We start from the raw sequence: 16,635 nt of genomic DNA, 5'->3' as shown, positions 1-16,635 counted from the left end.
GCCGAAGATCGGGTGGAGAAACCCAGATCGGCCCGCGCTCTCCGCCAGAGGCGCGGGCTTTAACGCCCCTGACAAGCGATTTCCGAAAGCCGGCAGGCAACCTCTTCAGCGTGTCCGAGAAGCCGCCATGCTAAGGTGCGGACTAGGAAGGACCATGCTGGTGCCATTGGCTAGGTGTGGATCAACATGGCTGGCACAGCAGGTCTTCTAGGCCTAGGCCCGTCTTCCCTCTCCGGCCAAGCATTGCTGAATGCGATAGGCTATCTACCGCAGCTCGCGGTCGCGGTGAGGGGTACCTCGTAATTGCAACTTTGCTAATATACCGATAGGCTGGATAAAGCGGGACAGAGCCTATAAGCCACCCCGCCACGGCCGGCGCCCTCAATGTCCCCCCCGACTGGGACGTGCCGGCCGTTCCCCCAGCCAGGGAATAGGGATTCTCTCTTTGGTTCTTTTGCTCACTGAGAACGGTGCGCCGCCACGGTTCCTCGGCGAATGGCGAAGTGGAGCCGAAAACCCCGTGCACGGTCAAGTATCACGCATCGACGTTCGCACGCCCGATTGCACCTATGGGTGTCGGATATGCCGTTGGTTCCGGAAGCACGCAGACCTTTACCCACGCCTGAATCGCGAGGGATCGGCAAACCCGAGAATATGAAGACCAAGTCATCGCCCGACTTTCGCTGCGTGGCACGACCCGCAAGTAAGGATCCTGGCTCTGGAGAAGCCTGGGCATCGGTCGGCACCCCGGTCACCCACGCTTCGCGAGCGTGGTGTCGACAGCATAGTGTGCTGTTCTTAGTGAGACAGGACGATCGGAAGTATCAGGTCGGTGAGTACACCGTCGGTCGCGCCACCCAGGACCAAGTCCCTGACCCAAGAATGGCCGTAGCCGCCCATGACTAGCGGCTTGCCATCGATCACAGGGCATGCCCCTGGAGAGCTGCGCCAATCGAACGATCACCGGCCTGGATCGACATGGCGCAACCGCCAATCCGCGCATCCTCAGCCCCTGTGCACGGCGTTCGCCGATGTCTTGCCCCGGGAGCGGCTTTTCGTCGGTCACAGTGACAACAGAAACCTTGGAGGCGCGAGGGTTATCTACGGATCACATATTGAGCAGGCTCGCGTATCGACATGATTGAGCTGGGCTGCTTTTGCGAATGCAGCTTCTCGATCAAAAGGGCCGTGCCAGCGGCCGTTCCTGTCCCCCGCTTTGGCGTGCGTGCCCTGGCACTCGTTGCAAAAGCCGCAATCGGCTCGATAGATACGTTCTCGATCACGGGTCCAGCTTTCGTAGATCCAGTAGTTGATCCTACCCTCAAAACTGGACGGCGGTTCGGGGATTGCCGATGCTGCGTATGCTGACTCTGAGAGGGTGGCACGCGGTAAGCATGTCGACGCAGCGCCATTGCGATATCAATCGCCTCCTCGGGGCCGTAACAAACATGGATCGGGCAAAGGCAGTCGCCGGCTCCGCCGCAGGATTGTTGCTAGGCCATGTCATCGGGCAGGCATTCAAGCCAACAGCAAAAGAACGCGCGCTGTTCGGCAAGGCTGCGGGAGAAATTCGGGGCGCTGCCGACAAGTTTGTCAGTGACCATTTGCGCGGTGCAAAACTCGCGGCGGCAGAGGCCTTCGGCTTCACAGCGTATGGTACCGCGTTGCTGGCCGTGTTGGCAGCAGCCAGCGATTACTTCGGTCGCGGCGAAGACGGCAGAAACCCGCTCGCCGCCTTAGCTTTTTCGGACAGGGAACCGCTCCATCAGGAGCTTGAATCAAGCGCGCTTTTTTGTGTTGCGGGAGCATCTGATGCCGGGAACTTTGTTGACTAATGAACGTTCCCCCGCCGGACCAATTGTGGTTCGAGGAAAGGGGAAACTATGCAGAATCCTGGTGTCGGGTGGATCGCGGCAATCATCATCGGCGGCATCGCCGGATGGCTCGCCGAGATGATCATGAAAAGCAACATGGGCGTGCTGATGAACATCGTATTGGGGATCGTCGGCGCTATTGTCGCCAACGCCATCCTCGGGATTCTCGGCATATCGTTGAGCGGTTGGCTCGGCTATCTGGTCGCTGGCTTTATTGGCGCGTGTATTTTGATCGCTGTGGGTCGACTGATCAAACGCTGAGCCAGGCGCTCGTCGTCTTCCTCAGATAAGACCTTCGCACGGATCAGGGTGCCGACGAAGCGTTCTGTTGTTCCGCGCTTCGTCGGCCATGGCCGTCTGCGCGACGGTCACGAGTACCTTCCGAATAAAGAAGAAGAAGTAACAGGTGTCGTCGGATCGAAAAATCTCGTGGCGAATTTATTGACTGGCTAATTGAAGGAAGGAGAGAATCATAAGAAAGACATTGCTCTTTTTGAGCCTGCTCATCCCGCTCGGAGCATGCTCCCGCACAGAACAAGGCGCTGCTGTTGGAGGGTTGGGTGGAGCAGCGATCGGCGCTGCGGTGGCCGGCGACCCGGGTGCAAGGCGCTGTCGTCGGCGGTGCCGTGGGAGCAATTGCAGGTGCTGTAATCGGACACGCTAGCGAGGCCGGCCAGTGCAGGTATCGCGATCGTCACGGCCGCGTTTACGTTGCACGCTGCCCGGACGGCTATTGATATTCGGGCGCGTGGTCTCTTGCAGGTCACGCGCCCTCAATCGACTCGGACAATCGATATGCACTTTAAAGCGAAACTGATGTGCCTTTGGTTCATCCTTGTCGGCGCTGTCGCGATCGATGTTGGATCTACGCTCGCACTCATTGCCGCTCCGGTCGAAGCGCAGACCATTGCCGATCACTTCTCATCGATAAAATCAATGTCCGGAGACTTTGTTCAATCAGGTCCCAAGGGGGAGAAGACCCGTGGCAGGTTTTTTCTCCAGCGCCCGGGTAAAGTCCGGTTCAACTACGCGGACCAGTCGGGCGTAAGCGTAATCTCCGACGGTAAATCGTTGGTTGTGTTTAACAAAAGGCTTAAAACATCGCGACTTTATTCGCTATCAAAAACCCCCCTCAAGGTGTTACTCGACAACAAGGTCGATTTTTCTGGAAGTCGACTCAAGAGTATCCGGGAACAGGACGGCTTTGTCACAATCAAGCTCGTCGACAGGTCAGCGTTTGGAAAATCAACCATTACTTTGACGTTTGATAACAAGTCGCTCGATTTGCGCAAATGGAGCCTTACCGATGAGAAGGGTCTGACAACAACTGTCACTCTCTTCAATGTGAATAAGGGGGTCGAGATTGACAGGGGAACCTTCACGATCGATTACAAGGCAAACAGGGAATATAATACCCATGGAAAATCGCGCTGAGATCGTGCTTTGAGTTGGCGTAGCCCTTTGCCAAAGAGGATGCGGTTTATTAGGGCGCCCGTCGCTTGCGGCAATCTGTTATTCCCGTCGCGCACGGACCACCGCGTGGCAAAGAGCTGGGTTCGAGGATGAGAGCTCTGCCGCTCTGCCGCGCAGCCGCTAGCGTCGCGCCTCGTTTGCGGCCTCGCGTATGCCACCGGCGACCGGCCATAGCCCGCCCTCAGCCTGCTTCACCCAGCGGCGTTCCTATTCCCTGTGGCTGTTGTTGTGTAAGCGTGCGCGACCCCGTTGACCGCCCACAGCCTCTGCCCTCTGCCTTGAGCTGAACGTCGCGCAGGGACGGCCTTGCCCACGCCTAGCTCCCTTAGTCAGCAGGCGCTTGCGCGCGGTCGCGACGGCGGCGACGTGCTTGCCGCGGCCGGCCCGCACCCGCAGGAAGGTGCACGGGGTGGCCCAGGCGGGCGTGTTGCCACTCAGAGCGCCTCGACGCTGTTGCCGCGCACGTGACCGCCGCCCTGCTTGGTATCAGGCCGGAGCAGGTCCGGACTTTGGGGCGCTTGGGTTCAAAACCGAGACCACGAGCTTCTGCGGATCGCCGAACCGCGACACGTCCTTGGTCGCGGGCTACATCGCCAGCGTGACTGTCATGTCGACACCGGGAGGGGTCATCAGGGAACGCTTCGAATGTTGGAACCGTCGAATTCCACGGGAATTTCGACGGAGGCTCCAACGCTCGTTCCCCCGATCTATCCTTAACAATCTTTCGATCGACGGCGCGAATGTTGCGTCGCGTAGATGGAGACGACAATGACAACGATGGATCATACGAACTACAAGAGAGGCCGCGCGAAGTTCAACGTGCCCGCCTTAGTCAGCCGCATTCTGCGCTTGGCATATCACGCGATGAAGGTTTGCAGCGAACGCGCCGCGCTGCATGAGATGCCTGACTACCTGCTGAAGGATCTCGGCATAGCTCGCTCGGAAATCGATCGCTACACCTCGATGAGCTACTCGAAGTCCAGCAGGGACGGGCCGGATGCGGGGAATGCCAGATGAGCGTTTTTGACCCCGCCCTGCTTGACTGGCCAAGGCGGGGCCGTCGAAGCAGACGGGATCATGATTTGAAGACGACCTTACTGCGTCTCCGGCAACGTCCGCGCCGCGCTTGCTTTCCTTTAGGACGATCGAGCGCGGCGATGCTGTTGCGGCCTGCGGTGACGACGCAAACAATCCAGACTGAATAGCCGAATGCGCTGAAGCCGAAGGGCGGCAGGCACGGCGTGGCCGAACTTGCCGCAGATTTTTCGCTAGCCAAAACGACGGATCGACAACGTGACGGCGCAGCTGAACCTCGTTGTCCTGCAAGTTAGATAAACCGGGGTCCTTGGTGTCGGTAACGGCGAGGTCAAGGGCGGCGATCAGAAGGTCGCCCACTGCACAATCTGCTTTGCCTTCCGCCATGGAGAAATCGTGGCGCAGCACAACTTCGACGGCTTCGAAAGCTAACTTTCAGGATCTGCCAGATTGCCTGAACCCCGGCCGAGGACAACGCTTGGGTTTTCGTGTCCGCCACTGTCTTCGCGGTTTTCGTGGCTCGCAGGATGCCGCGTGTCGACGCACATCGCACTGATCACCGCACTGCGAGATAGCTTCGGAATAGGACTCATGCTTCCTGACGCTCTGCCCGCTGGTGCTAGCCGTCAGCCATTGCTAGCCCGCCGGCCAGAGCCGACGGGCTTTGCGCGTTTACCGGCGCGCAATGAGCAGGCAGAGTTGATGGAGGTCGCTGTCGTAGCTGCCGGGACTGGCGAGCACGTCCGCGCGGCGCTTCATCAACCGCGCGACCTGGCTTTCCATCTGAGCGACGACGCCTGCTGCGCCAATATCGCTCGGGTTTGTCGGGTTGGTAGGATTGATGCCGCCGATGTACGACACAGGGCGCCGAACTCAGCGCGCCCTGAAACTAATGGAATTGTAAAATCGGGACGGGCTCAACGCAGGGGGACGCGGGGAGCCATTCGTGGAAGTAGGTGAACGGCGGCGAGCTTTGGCGACGAAATACTGGCCGGCGGCCTCTCTTCCTCCACCGCTCGTGACAGCCGGTTCCGACCGTCAGATTTGGATTTGTAAAGCAGTTGATCGGCTCTCACCATCACGTCATGGAGACTCTCCGCGGATCGACGCTCCACCACCCCGAAACTTGCAGAAACGCGACGCGAAGGGGGGATTCGATCAAAGCTCTGGCGTTCTATCCGTTTTCGAATCCGCTCCGCGACGGCGGCGGCGTCTTCCTCCGGCGTGTCAGGCATCAAAATAGCGAACTCCTCTCCACCAATCCGCCCGGCGATGTCGGATGATTGGATCTCGCTGACTAAAATCGCACCTACCCGTCGAAGGACGTCGTCGCCGGCGGGATGACCATAGGTGTCGTTGATCGACTTGAAGTGATCGAGGTCACAAAGGACGAGAGAAACGGAGGCTCCGCCGGCTCGAGTGACCAAAACGCCAGATCGCTCCTCGAATCCTCGCCGATTGAGCACACCCGTGAGCGGATCGTTGTCACGCTCGCGACGAAGATCATCCAGTAGATCGGATAGCGCAGCCGCCAGGATCGCGAAAGCGAGCGCGGCGCCAAGCACGGCCAATGACACCTGCAGCGCCTGCCAGAACGGCGATTGGCCAAAGTCGCGCGCCGAGAACAAAGCGTTCGGCCCGGCCGTGAGCGCGGTCCTGGGAAAGAACTGAACCGCAAAGACGAACATGATCCAGAAAAGGGCACGGTCCACCGGCCTTGTCCGTCGTCCGGGAACGAGCCGAAGCGATGCGATCAGCAGGATCGCGCCATATCCGAAATTCTGGACATAAATGCGCGCAAGCAAATGCGGCGTGACGTAGCAGAAAAACCAGATCAGGCCCGTGATGACCAGCAGCGTCGCTAGCTCGACGCGCAGCCCGAGTTGTTTTTGCGATCGCCCGAGGATCCCTTCGGTGCCCGCAATGACGGCCGATGTGTAAAACAGGCTTGATATAACCGCGTTGGGATACGCCGAGTCCGGAAGATGAAAGATCTGCACCGAAGCGCCCGCGCAGAACAGTGTGCAAGAGAGGGCAAGAAGCAGCAGGTAGTGCCGTTTTCGTTCGACCAGCCACGCGCAGCAAAAAACCAAGGAAAACACAAGAAACATCCCTGGGGCGATCAAGGACATTGCGATCGTTGACGGAGACTGAGTCATTCTTTCCCTTGTTGAGACCTTACCTTCGCTTCCTGATTGTTGTCACGGCACGCTACCAAATCACGCCGAACGATGCCTGAAGGCGAATGGTAAGATTTTATGCAAGCCGCGGACAGGCTGTGGACTTCGCGAAAACGGGAGGTGCCAGACCATTTCTTGGACATCCCTTTGACGTAGCGCCACGGCTGGCACCATCCTGCCGACCCAAAGGACTTTTGTGGAAGGGATAGACTTCTGACGGCCCCCTATCTCGCTCGACATGAAGGGTATCGGAGCGCGAAATGCCGATGTTGGTACCGTGCGTTGCCTCGCTCACACTGGTTTGCACTCAAGACCAGTGTTTGTTGATAGAAGCCGCGTTGACAAAAGGGGCTCTGGGGCAATAGCGTATCGGACTGGTATAACAGGTATGCCACATGATCGGAGTTCTGATCAAGCAGCGGAAGCTTTCGGACGACGTTGCAGCGCACCTCGAGCGGATGATCCGCAAGGGAGAGCTGGTCGAAGCCGACCGGCTCCCGTCGGAACGGGAGCTCATGCGCCAGTTCGGGGTAGGGCGCCCCTCAATCCGCGAGGCTCTAATGCATCTGAGCAAGATGGGCCTTGTCGAGGTGAAATCCGGCGAGCGCGCCCGCGTCACTCGACCCACTCCCCAATTCGTGATCGATTCCCTCTCGGGGCCGGCGCGGCATATGATATCGGCACCGGGCGGGGTGCACGACTTTCAGAGCGCGCGTTTGTTTTTCGAGGTCGGGCTTGCCCGCAACGCCGCTGTCAATGCCACCCCGGAGGACATTGCAAGCCTCAAGGAGGCGCTCGAAATCAACCGGCAGTCGATCGGCGACCTGACGCGCTTCGAGCGCACGGATGTCGACTTCCACTACGTGCTGGCGGTGATCACCCGCAATCGAATCTTCACGGCCATCCACGCAGCGCTGGCCGAATGGCTGCTCGAACAGCGGCGCACGACCCTGGCCAAGGGTGAGGACCGCAAGGCCTACGAGGCCCACCGGGAAATCTTCGAAGCTATCGCAGCGCGCGATCCCGACGCGTCCGAAGCGGCCATGCGCAGGCATCTGGAATATGTGTCCAAGCGCTATCTGGAAATTGCGGGAGGCAGGTGATGACCGGCTTCGTCGTCTGGGTCGATTTCCGCCTCAAGCCGGGTGCCCGGGAGAGGTTCCGAGAACTCGTGGACGCCAATGCGGCCGCGTCGGTGCGCAGCGAAGCCGGCTGCCGTCGTTTCGATGTGACGGAGGCGCGCGGCGAGCCCGACCGTGTCCTGCTCTACGAGATTTACGACAGCCAGGCCTCATTCGAGGACCACTGCCGGACGGCTCATTTCGACGAATTCAATACGCAGAGCGCGCCGCTCGTCGACACCAAGCTGGTGACGGTCTGCGACCTGGTTCTCGAGGCATCGCCTTGAACAAGGCATAGGCGCAATGCGCCCCTTTGGGGCGAACGGGAGGCAAGTGCATGTCGGAGCCAGGTCTCAAGGCGCTAGCGTCTCACCGGCGGGTCAAGCTCGGGACGCTGGTCGCCGAGTTCGCGACGCCGGGTATCGGTCACATTTTGAAGTCCGCCGGCTGCGACTTCGTCTTCTTCGACATGGAGCATTCGGGCTTCAGCTTGGAAACTGTGAAGAGCGCGATCCGCTATTTCGAGGCGGCCGATCTGCCGGTCATGGTGCGTGTGCCTTCGCAGGACTACCACTTCCTCGCTCGCGCCATGGATATGGGCGCCGAAGGCCTGATCGCGCCGATGGTGAGCACCGTCGACCAGGCGCAGCACATCATCAATTCCATGAAATATCATCCCGCTGGCGCCCGTGGCGTGGCGCTGCAGATCGCGCATGACCGTTACCGTCCTGGCTCGGTCGCGGACAAATTCGAAGCGGCCAACCAGCGCTCGGTGTTCATCTGCCTGATCGAAACCGCCGACGGCGTCAAGAACATCGACGGCATTGCGGGACTGGCCGGGGTCGATTGTCTTTGGGTCGGACATTTCGATCTGTCGGTCTCGCTCGGCATTCCCGGCGACTTCGCCCACCCCACCTTCACCGCTGCGATGGCCAAGATCGTCGCCGCTGCCAAGAAGCATAACAAATCGCTCGGACGCCTCGTGCCCACCGTCCAGCAGGGACACGATTTCTATGCGCAAGGCTTTGATTTTATTTGTTATTCGGGCGACGTCTGGGTCCTTCACGACGCGATGGCCGACGCGGTGTCCAAGATCCGGGACGGCTGCCGGTAAGAACGGAGGAGACGATGGGCGACAAAACGTTCAAGGTGGCGCTTTCCGGTGATTTCCGCAAGCCGGACGGCTCGCTGACCTATCCCGACTTCGACCTCGAGCCGCTGCGCAAGGCAGCGGGCGTCGAGATGGCATTCCTGGAATCGAATAGCCCGCTTCGCGCCGACCAGCTCGAGGACGTCGATGCGCTGATCCTCCTCACCCATCGCTTCGATGCCACGAGTGTCCCCAAAAGCGGTCGGCTGGCCGTCGTCGCCCGCTTCGGCGTTGGCTACGATACCGTCGACGTCGAGGCCTGCACCGCCGCCGGGATCGCCCTGGTCATCACGCCCGATGGCGTGCGACGGCCCGTCGCCGTTTCCGTCATCACCTTGTTGCTGGCACTGACCGGCAAGCTGCTGACAAAGGACGCGCTCACCCGCAAGGGACCTCATGGCTTCCAGCAGCGCTCGGACCATATGGGCGTCGGCCTCGTCGGGCGTACGCTGGGGTCGCTTGGCATCGGCAACATCGGCGCCGAGGTCTTTCGCATGGCAAAGCCGTTCGATATGAGGTTCATCGCCCATGACCCGTTTGCCGACAAGCAGATAGCGGCCGAACTGGGCGTCGAACTGGTGGGGCTGGAGGATCTGTTTCGCCGCGCCGATGTGGTGTCGGTGAGTTGCCCGCTGACGCCTGAGACCCACCACCTCGTCAATGCCGACCGGCTCGCGCTGATGAAGCCGACGGCTTATCTGATCAACACCGCGCGCGGTCCGATCGTCGACCAGAAGGCGCTGACGGAAGCCCTGCGGGAGCGCCGCATCGCCGGCGCCGGTCTCGATGTGCTGGAGCAGGAGCCGCCCGATGTCGACGATGCGATCCTCAAACTCGACAACGTCATCCTGTCACCGCATGCGCTTTGCTGGACCGACCAGTGCTTTGCCGGCAACGGTGCCGCCGACGTCAAGGCGGTGATCGACGTCCAGCACGGCCGCGAGCCGCGCGGTGTGGTCAACCGCCAGGTGCTTTCGAGTGCGCTGTGGAAGAAGAGGCTGGCCGGTTTCGCCGCCCGCTTCGGGACTTAGAAGTACGAGAATTTGGCGCGCCGCCGCGGCCCCTTCGCGGCGGCTTTACGGGAGGAATGCTCGGCCGCCGCGCCCGCGGACGAGTGACGCAAATGGAAAACGGGAGGACCAAGCACTATGAACGATCATGAAAAACGTGACTTTCAGGCAGGTCTCGAAGCAGAGGTCGACGCCTTCATGCGCGGCGAAATCACGCGCCGGACTTTCATAACCCGCTTCGGCCAGATGACCGGCATGTTGGCGGCGTCCGCACCCATCCTGGCGATGATGACCGATTGGGCGCTGGCACAGCAGAAGCTCGAGCTCGCCGATCCCACTTCGCCGCTTGGCCAGGCGCAGGCCGCGGCCCTGAAAGCATCAAAGGAAGGACCGGCGGACGGTTCGGCCTTCCGCGCGGTCGAGGCGGCCAAGGCGCATGCGGGCGTCACGATCAACATGACCTACGAGGTCGGCCTGCAGGCGCTCGACCCGCGCAATTTCAGCGGACCGATGTGGGAGCAGCTTACGGGCATGAAGTCGAATGTGGTCGAACTGTCGAACCCCGACCAGTATTCCAAGGCGGTCGCCGAGCACATTGCCGGCTCGGGCGCCTATGATGTCCTCGACATCTCGCCGGCCTGGACCCCTTCGCTCGCCGATGGCGGCGTCATCGCACCGCTGGACGACTACATCGCCAAATACATGAACCCGGCCGACCTCGCCGATTATCATCCTCTTTACAAGGCCCTGCCGACCTACAAGGGCAAGATCTGGGGCTTCTTCGACGATGGCGACATGTTCGCTCTCTATTACCGCAAGGACATCTTCGAGGATGCGAAGATGATGGAGGCCTACCAGGCCAAGTTCAACACCAAGCTTGCACCGCCGAAGACCTGGGAGGAATACGCCCAGATCGCGCAATTCATTACCGACCAGATGGCGCCGAAGGTCTATGGCGCCGGCCACTTCCGCAAGGCGGGCAGCCCGGGCAATCAGTTCGACTTTCTGCAGCAATATCGCGCCAATGGCGGCAAACTGTTCGGCGACGATATGAAGGCCGGCCTGGTTTCGGATGCAGGCGTCAAGACGCTGACGAATATGCTCGCGGCCAACAAGGCATCGATCCCCGGCAACAACGAACTCGACGCCGTCTCTCTTTGGGCGGCATTCCTGACCGGGAAGGTTGCGATGATCTATTCCTGGCCTCCCACCGGCCGTATGGCGGCGAATTATTCGCAATCCGCCACGGCGATCAACTTCATTCCCCAGTCGCAGATCGCTGGCAAGGTTGGCTATGCCGTCGTCCCGGGCAATCCCGAACATGCCACCGGCTACAACAAGGCGCTGTCGGCGGATTCGCCCAACCCGGAGGCAGCGTATCTGTTCATGCAGTGGGCCTGCTCGCCGCCCATCTCGCTGGCGCGCTGCATGCTGCCCTACGCGCTGCGCGACCCATACCGCATCTCGCACTTCAAATCGGAGCTCTATGGCGCACTGTTCCCGAGCGCCAAGGAGTACCTGGCCAACCTCAACAACTCGGCCAATGTCGGCCTGCTCGACCCGATCATGCCAGGCGCACAGGACTATTTCTTGAGCATCGACCGGATGTGCACGGCGGTGTGGGCCGGTGCGGACCCGAAGGCATCGCTGGAGACGGCGGCAACGGAGTGGAACGAGACCACCGACCGGCTTGGCGTGGAGTCGCAGAAGGCCTTCTACACCGAGTTCCTGAAGCTGCCGGGCGCCACCGCGGACAACACGGTGGAAAAGCTTGGCATGGCGGTTACCCTCTGAGCCCCGCCTGAGGGGACGCCGGGTTTTTCTGCGCAAAACTGGTGTTGCGGGCGCTTGGCTCGCAACACCTCGCCGCAACCGCTAGCGATTTTTGGAATACAGCCGATGCCGCAGACCGCCACGATCAGTCGCATGAAAGCCGCCGGCGCCCCGCCACGGCTGTCGGTCTTCGCGCAATGGGCGGACCGCCACTTCAAATGGCTTCTGGTCGCGCCCGCGGTGCTCTTGATACTGGCGCTGTCGATTTATCCGCTCCTGTTCTCGCTGGTCGTTTCCTTCATCAACTACGACTTCCAGGTGCCGGGCCACGCCTTTGTCGGATTGAAGAACTTCGAGCGGGTCGTGTTTGATCCCGTGGCACGCTGGTCGCTGTTGCTGACGGCATGCCTGTCGGGCATCAGCGTCGCCATCGAGTTCGTGCTCGGCCTTCTCGTGGCACCCACCATGGTGCGCAGCTTTCCGGGCCGCGGCGTGATCATGTCGATCCTGATCGTGCCGCTATTCATCAGCCCGGTCATCGTCGGCCAGGCATGGACGCTGCTGCTCCAGCGGCCTTTCGGGCCGACCAATTACATCCTGACGCAACTGTTGGGGCAGGAGGTGACGATCGGCTGGATGACCGAGCGGCCATGGCTCTACGTCTCGCTGATCATCGCCGATGTCTGGCAGTGGACACCCTTCATGTTTGTCGTCCTGCTCGCCGGGCTGACCGCCATCCCCCCGAACCTCTACGAGGCGGCGGAACTCGACGGCGTCAATGCCTGGCAGGCCTTCTGGGCGATCACGCTGCCGCATCTCGGGCCGATGATGCTGTTGGCGCTGACCTTCCGTCTGCTCGACGCCATTCGCATGTTCGATACCATTTTCATCATGACCGGCGGCGGCCCGGGCACGCAAACCTACACCGCCTCCTACTATCTCTACACGGTCGGCTTCACTCAGTTTCATCTGTCGCAGGCGACAGCCGGAAGCTGGCTGTTCCTGGTTTTCACCGCGCTCGTGGTGACGCTGCTGGTGCGGCGGCTCTTGAAGGTCGAGCCGGTCTGATGGCCGCCGTCGCACCCGCCCGCCGCAGGAAACGCCGGTCGGTGCCGGTCGGCCGCATTCTGCTGCTCGGCTTCTTCCTGGTGTTCGTGCTGTGGCCTCTCTACTGGATGTTCAACACCTCGATCAAGCCAAGCGATGATTACCTGACCGTACCGCCTGTCTGGTTCCCGGCCGCGCCGACGCTTGTCCACTACCAAGCTGCGCTGTTCGCCTATCGCGGCCTCGACGGGCTCATCAACAGCCTGATCATTTCGCTGTCGGCCACGGTGCTTTCGGCGTTGCTCGGCACGCTGATGGCCTACAGCCTGGCGCGCTACAACACGGGCGGCCACCACCTGTCCTTCTGGGTGCTGTCGCAGCGCTTCCTGCCACCGATCGGCATCGTCCTGCCGGTATTCCTGATCTACCGCGGCGTCGGGCTATACGACACCCATATCGGGCTGATCATAGCCTACACGGTCTTCACGCTGCCGGTGTCGGTGTGGATGATGTTCGCCTATTTCCGCGGCATGCCGAAGTCGATGGAAGAGGCGGCCCTGGTCGATGGCTGCACGCGCTGGGAGGCGTTCTGGCGCGTTGCCGTTCCGCTCGCCGCGCCAGGCATCGTCGCGGCGGCGGTCTTCGCCTTCATCGCCTGCTGGACAGAGTTCTTCTTCGCGCTGATTTTGACCAGTCGAACCGCGTTTACGCTGCCAACGGTGTTCCGCGCCTTCATCGGCTTCCAGGGCGCGCAATATGGCGAAGCGGCGGCCCTTGCCATAGTCTCCCTCGTGCCATCGATCGCCCTGGGGGTCCTTGCTCAACGACATCTCGTGCGCGGGCTCACGCTCGGCGCCGTTCGCGGATAGAAAGGGGCGGCATGGCCGAAGTCAGGATCACCGGCTTGCACAAGCGCTACGGCGCCTTCCATGCGGTGCGCGGCATTGACCTCCACATTCGCGACGGCGAGTTCACCGTTCTGGTCGGCCCGTCCGGGTGCGGCAAGAGCACCCTCTTGAGGACCATCGCAGGACTGGAGGAGAGTTCACAAGGCACGATCGAGATCGGCGGCGAGGTGGTCAATGATTTCCGGCCGCGCGACCGCGACGTGGCGATGGTGTTTCAGGACTATGCGCTCTATCCGCATATGAGCGTGGCCAAGAACATCGGCTTCGGTCTCAAGGCCCGCAAGATGCCGAGGCCAGAGGTCGAGGCGCGCGTTGCCGAGGCAGCCCGCATGCTCGGGATCACGTCCTTGCTCGGGCGGTTTCCGCGTCAATTGTCCGGCGGGCAGCGCCAGCGCGTCGCCATCGGCCGCGCCATAGTCCGCAACCCGCGCATCTTTCTGTTCGACGAGCCGCTGTCCAATCTCGATGCCCAGCTTCGCGACGAAATGCGCGGCGAGATCAAGCGTCTCCACCAGGAGATCGCCACGACGATGATCTACGTCACGCATGACCAGATCGAGGCGATGACGCTGGCTGATCGCATCGTGCTGATGCGCGACGGGTTGATCGAGCAGCAGGGCGCGCCACTGGACTTGTTCGAGCGGCCCGCCTCGACCTTCGTCGCTGGCTTTCTGGGTTCGCCACGCATGAGCTTCCTGCCGGGCACGCTGAAGTTGGACGGCGGCGTCGCCGCCATCCAACTGGCCGACAGTCTGCTGCCGATCGTAGCGGGGCGGACGCTGAAGGGCGCCACGGACGGGCAGTCGGTGCTGCTCGGGCTGCGCCCCGAACATCTGACGCGGGCGCTCACTGCTACGCCCGCGCATGGCACGTTTCGCTATGATGCAACCATCGACCTGCTGCAGCCTACTGGCTCGCGCAGTTATGCGACCTTTCGCCTTGCCGGCGCGCCGGTGATGGCGGAACTGCGGGCGCACGACGTCAGCCGTCCCGGCGAGAGGCTGCCGATCGACATCAACATGAACCGGGCCTCGATTTTCGACGCCACGACGGAGCGGGCAATTTGACCTCGGCAGCATCTCGAGCAATCCGCCTGTGTGGAACCGAGCAGCTTGAGTCGCCGGTGCGAACACTGCGCACGGGGGCCTTGTCGGTCGAGTTCGACAATGGGGCGTTGCGCTATATCCGCATTGGCGGGATCGAAGTTCTGCGCGGGATCTCGTACCTCGTACGGGACGAAAACTGGGGAACTTATTCGCCCGTTCTCGATGATCTCCAGATCGACGAAAGACCGGATGCGTTCAGCGTCGCATACCGTGCAACATGCGGCGCTGCGTCCGGTCGCCTGACCTACCAGGCACGGATTTCGGGCAGGAGTGATGGCGCGCTGTCGTTTATCGCTCAGGCAGAGCCAGAGACTGCCTTTTTGACCAACCGGACCGGCTTCATCGTGCTGCATCCGATCGAGACCCTGGCCGGCATGCCGGTGAAGGTGCTGCGGGAGGATGGCGGCGAGGAGCTATCGCTGTTTCCCGGCGACATCGATCCCAAATGTCCGTTCACCGACATCCGCGCGTTGTCGCATGAGATCGCGCCTGGAACCTGGGCCACCTGCACCATGGAAGGCGATGCCTTTGAGATGGAGGATCAACGCAATTGGTCCGACGCCTCTTATAAGACCTACGTGCGCCCTCTGCGTCGCCCATGGCCCTACAGCCTGCCCAAAGGCCAAAAATTCACGCAGTCCATCCGGCTCCATGTGTCGGGGACGCTTCCTGCCGGGGGGCCAGAACAGGGCAATCCTACGACCAGCCTAACGATCGGCGCAGCCGTCGGCCGAGTACCCCGAATTGGCGTCGGCGTCGCTGCCGATGAGGCGAAGCATGCGTTGAAGGCAGCTGAACTCATTCGACGTCTGGCTCCGCGCTGGATGGTCTGCCAGGTCGATCTCCGGTTTGGCCACGGCGTGGATGAACTCGAAAGCTACGCCGCGCTGGCACGGTTGACCGGCGCTGGCGTCGTGCTCGAGATCATTACCAAGGGTAAGCTCGATCCCTTCGGCGAATTGCAGCCGGTCGCCGATGCCGTTCATGGGATCGGCCTCGATCTGGAAGCCGTCACGGTCTTCCCGGCACAGGACATGAAATCGGTACAGCCGGGAGCACCGTGGCCTGCCATGCCCAGCTTCCACGAAAGCTACGCCGCCGCTCGCCGGGCTTTTCCGGGGATCGCGCTGGGCGGCGGCATGGCGACTTACTTCACCGAACTCAACCGTAAGCGTCCGCCAGCAGAAGCGCTCGATTACGTGACTTTCACCACCTGTCCAAGCGTGCACGCGCCAGATGATGTCTCGGTGATGGAAACGCTTCAGGCTATCCCTCATCAGATCCGCTCTGCGCATGCTTTCATGGGCGACCGAGTGCCGCTACGCATAGGTCCCAGTCAGCTCGGCTGCCGCGAGAACCCCTACGGAAGCTCCACCGCGCCGAATGAAGCGAACGCCCGCGTCTGTCTGAGCCGCATCGACCCGCGCCAGCGCGGCCTGTTCAATGCGGCCTGGACGCTCGGCTATTTCGCGGCCTGCGCGCGCGAGGGAATGGAGGCCGTTGCGTTCGGCGACTTCACCGGCCCGTTTGGGCACCTCTACAGGACGGCCGATTTCGTGCAGCCATGGTATGATCAGCAGGATGGCCGAACGGTCTATCCCGCTTTCCATGTGTTGGCAGGTCTGTCGGAGCTCGGCGGAGGCACTCTGCTGTCCGTAGAAATTTCCGGAGCTGACAGCATCGCTGCGATCGCAGCTGAAAGGGATGGGCGCGCGACCCTGTGGATCGCAAACCTCACCGCCAAAACGCACTCCGTGCAGCTTTCGGATGCGCCGAGCAGCGCCCGTATTGCCCTTCTTGGCGCCGACCAGTTCGAGCGGGCGGCAACCGATCCGAATTTCATGAAAAGTTCCGCAACACCGCTGGAAGACCAATTCATCTCGCTTGGTGCTTATGCCGTGGCGCGAGTCGACCTCGGCCCGTCGTCTTCAACCTAGCCCGATGTGCGGTGGTTTTGA

Annotated in this window: 15 protein-coding genes and 1 pseudogene; 14 read left to right on the top strand and 2 right to left on the bottom strand. The window is 61.4% G+C overall.

Translation table 11 applies throughout. From position 1 onward, the window contains the following. Positions 1 to 1,394 precede the first annotated feature (1,394 nt). The 5 genes and pseudogenes from AC56QP_RS35655 (at position 1,395) to AC56QP_RS35635 (ending at position 4,364) form a co-directional block, all read left to right on the top strand. A complete protein-coding gene (locus AC56QP_RS35655) occupies positions 1,395 to 1,835 on the top strand; it encodes a hypothetical protein (protein ID WP_489863768.1) in 441 nt (146 codons plus the stop codon). 48 nt (positions 1,836 to 1,883) lie between these two features. Further along, positions 1,884 to 2,135: a GlsB/YeaQ/YmgE family stress response membrane protein gene (locus AC56QP_RS35650; protein ID WP_489863769.1), complete on the top strand. Its 252-nt coding sequence runs from the start codon at positions 1,884 to 1,886 to the stop codon at positions 2,133 to 2,135. 211 nt (positions 2,136 to 2,346) lie between these two features. Next, a pseudogene (locus AC56QP_RS35645) lies at positions 2,347 to 2,611 on the top strand (YMGG-like glycine zipper-containing protein). Positions 2,612 to 2,669: 58 nt separating this feature from the next. Then, positions 2,670 to 3,308 carry a LolA family protein gene (locus AC56QP_RS35640; protein ID WP_489863770.1) on the top strand — a complete coding sequence of 213 codons (639 nt, stop codon included), beginning with the start codon at positions 2,670 to 2,672 and terminating at the stop codon, positions 3,306 to 3,308. A gap of 807 nt (positions 3,309 to 4,115) precedes the next feature. Continuing rightward, positions 4,116 to 4,364 (top strand): DUF1127 domain-containing protein, encoded by a 249-nt coding sequence (locus tag AC56QP_RS35635; RefSeq protein WP_489863771.1) that lies wholly within the window; start codon positions 4,116 to 4,118, stop codon positions 4,362 to 4,364. 690 nt (positions 4,365 to 5,054) lie between these two features. On the opposite strand, the gene AC56QP_RS35630 is transcribed toward AC56QP_RS35635, so the two are convergent. Continuing rightward, entirely contained in the window at positions 5,055 to 5,243 is a 189-nt protein-coding gene (locus AC56QP_RS35630; protein WP_489863772.1) for a hypothetical protein, read from the bottom strand. A 56-nt stretch (positions 5,244 to 5,299) separates the two neighbouring features. Continuing rightward, a complete protein-coding gene (locus AC56QP_RS35625) occupies positions 5,300 to 6,514 on the bottom strand; it encodes a GGDEF domain-containing protein (RefSeq protein ID WP_497101073.1) in 1,215 nt (404 codons plus the stop codon). 443 nt (positions 6,515 to 6,957) lie between these two features. Between AC56QP_RS35625 and nanR the strand changes: the two genes are divergently transcribed. The 9 genes from nanR to AC56QP_RS35580 all read left to right on the top strand — a co-directional run bounded on the left by nanR (position 6,958) and on the right by AC56QP_RS35580 (position 16,614). After that, on the top strand, positions 6,958 to 7,665 hold the full coding sequence (nanR, locus tag AC56QP_RS35620) for a transcriptional regulator NanR (RefSeq protein ID WP_489863774.1): 708 nt from the start codon (positions 6,958 to 6,960) through the stop codon (positions 7,663 to 7,665). Beyond that, entirely contained in the window at positions 7,665 to 7,970 is a 306-nt protein-coding gene (locus AC56QP_RS35615) for a putative quinol monooxygenase (RefSeq protein ID WP_489863775.1), read from the top strand. The genes nanR and AC56QP_RS35615 overlap by 1 nt, the downstream gene beginning before the upstream one ends. A gap of 50 nt (positions 7,971 to 8,020) precedes the next feature. Then, entirely contained in the window at positions 8,021 to 8,797 is a 777-nt protein-coding gene (locus tag AC56QP_RS35610) for an HpcH/HpaI aldolase family protein (protein WP_489863776.1), read from the top strand. A gap of 14 nt (positions 8,798 to 8,811) precedes the next feature. Then, positions 8,812 to 9,864, top strand: coding sequence for an NAD(P)-dependent oxidoreductase (locus AC56QP_RS35605; protein ID WP_489863777.1), 1,053 nt, complete (start codon positions 8,812 to 8,814; stop codon positions 9,862 to 9,864). A gap of 117 nt (positions 9,865 to 9,981) precedes the next feature. Then, positions 9,982 to 11,637: an extracellular solute-binding protein gene (locus AC56QP_RS35600; protein WP_489863778.1), complete on the top strand. Its 1,656-nt coding sequence runs from the start codon at positions 9,982 to 9,984 to the stop codon at positions 11,635 to 11,637. 105 nt (positions 11,638 to 11,742) lie between these two features. Further along, the gene (locus tag AC56QP_RS35595; protein WP_497101072.1) at positions 11,743 to 12,684 is read left to right on the top strand and encodes a carbohydrate ABC transporter permease; all 942 of its coding nucleotides are present in this window, start codon (positions 11,743 to 11,745) and stop codon (positions 12,682 to 12,684) included. After that, positions 12,684 to 13,532 (top strand): carbohydrate ABC transporter permease, encoded by an 849-nt coding sequence (locus AC56QP_RS35590; RefSeq protein ID WP_497101071.1) that lies wholly within the window; start codon positions 12,684 to 12,686, stop codon positions 13,530 to 13,532. The genes AC56QP_RS35595 and AC56QP_RS35590 overlap by 1 nt, the downstream gene beginning before the upstream one ends. 11 nt (positions 13,533 to 13,543) lie before the next feature. Continuing rightward, positions 13,544 to 14,638 (top strand): ABC transporter ATP-binding protein, encoded by a 1,095-nt coding sequence (locus tag AC56QP_RS35585; RefSeq protein ID WP_489863780.1) that lies wholly within the window; start codon positions 13,544 to 13,546, stop codon positions 14,636 to 14,638. Then, the gene (locus AC56QP_RS35580; protein ID WP_489863781.1) at positions 14,635 to 16,614 is read left to right on the top strand and encodes a D-apionate lactonase family protein; all 1,980 of its coding nucleotides are present in this window, start codon (positions 14,635 to 14,637) and stop codon (positions 16,612 to 16,614) included. Before AC56QP_RS35585 ends, AC56QP_RS35580 begins: the two co-directional genes overlap by 4 nt. Positions 16,615 to 16,635 lie beyond the last annotated feature (21 nt).

The sequence above is a fragment of the Mesorhizobium sp. RCAM 05104 genome (genome assembly GCF_059683645.1).
This window is presented reverse-complemented; position numbering and strand designations above follow the sequence as displayed.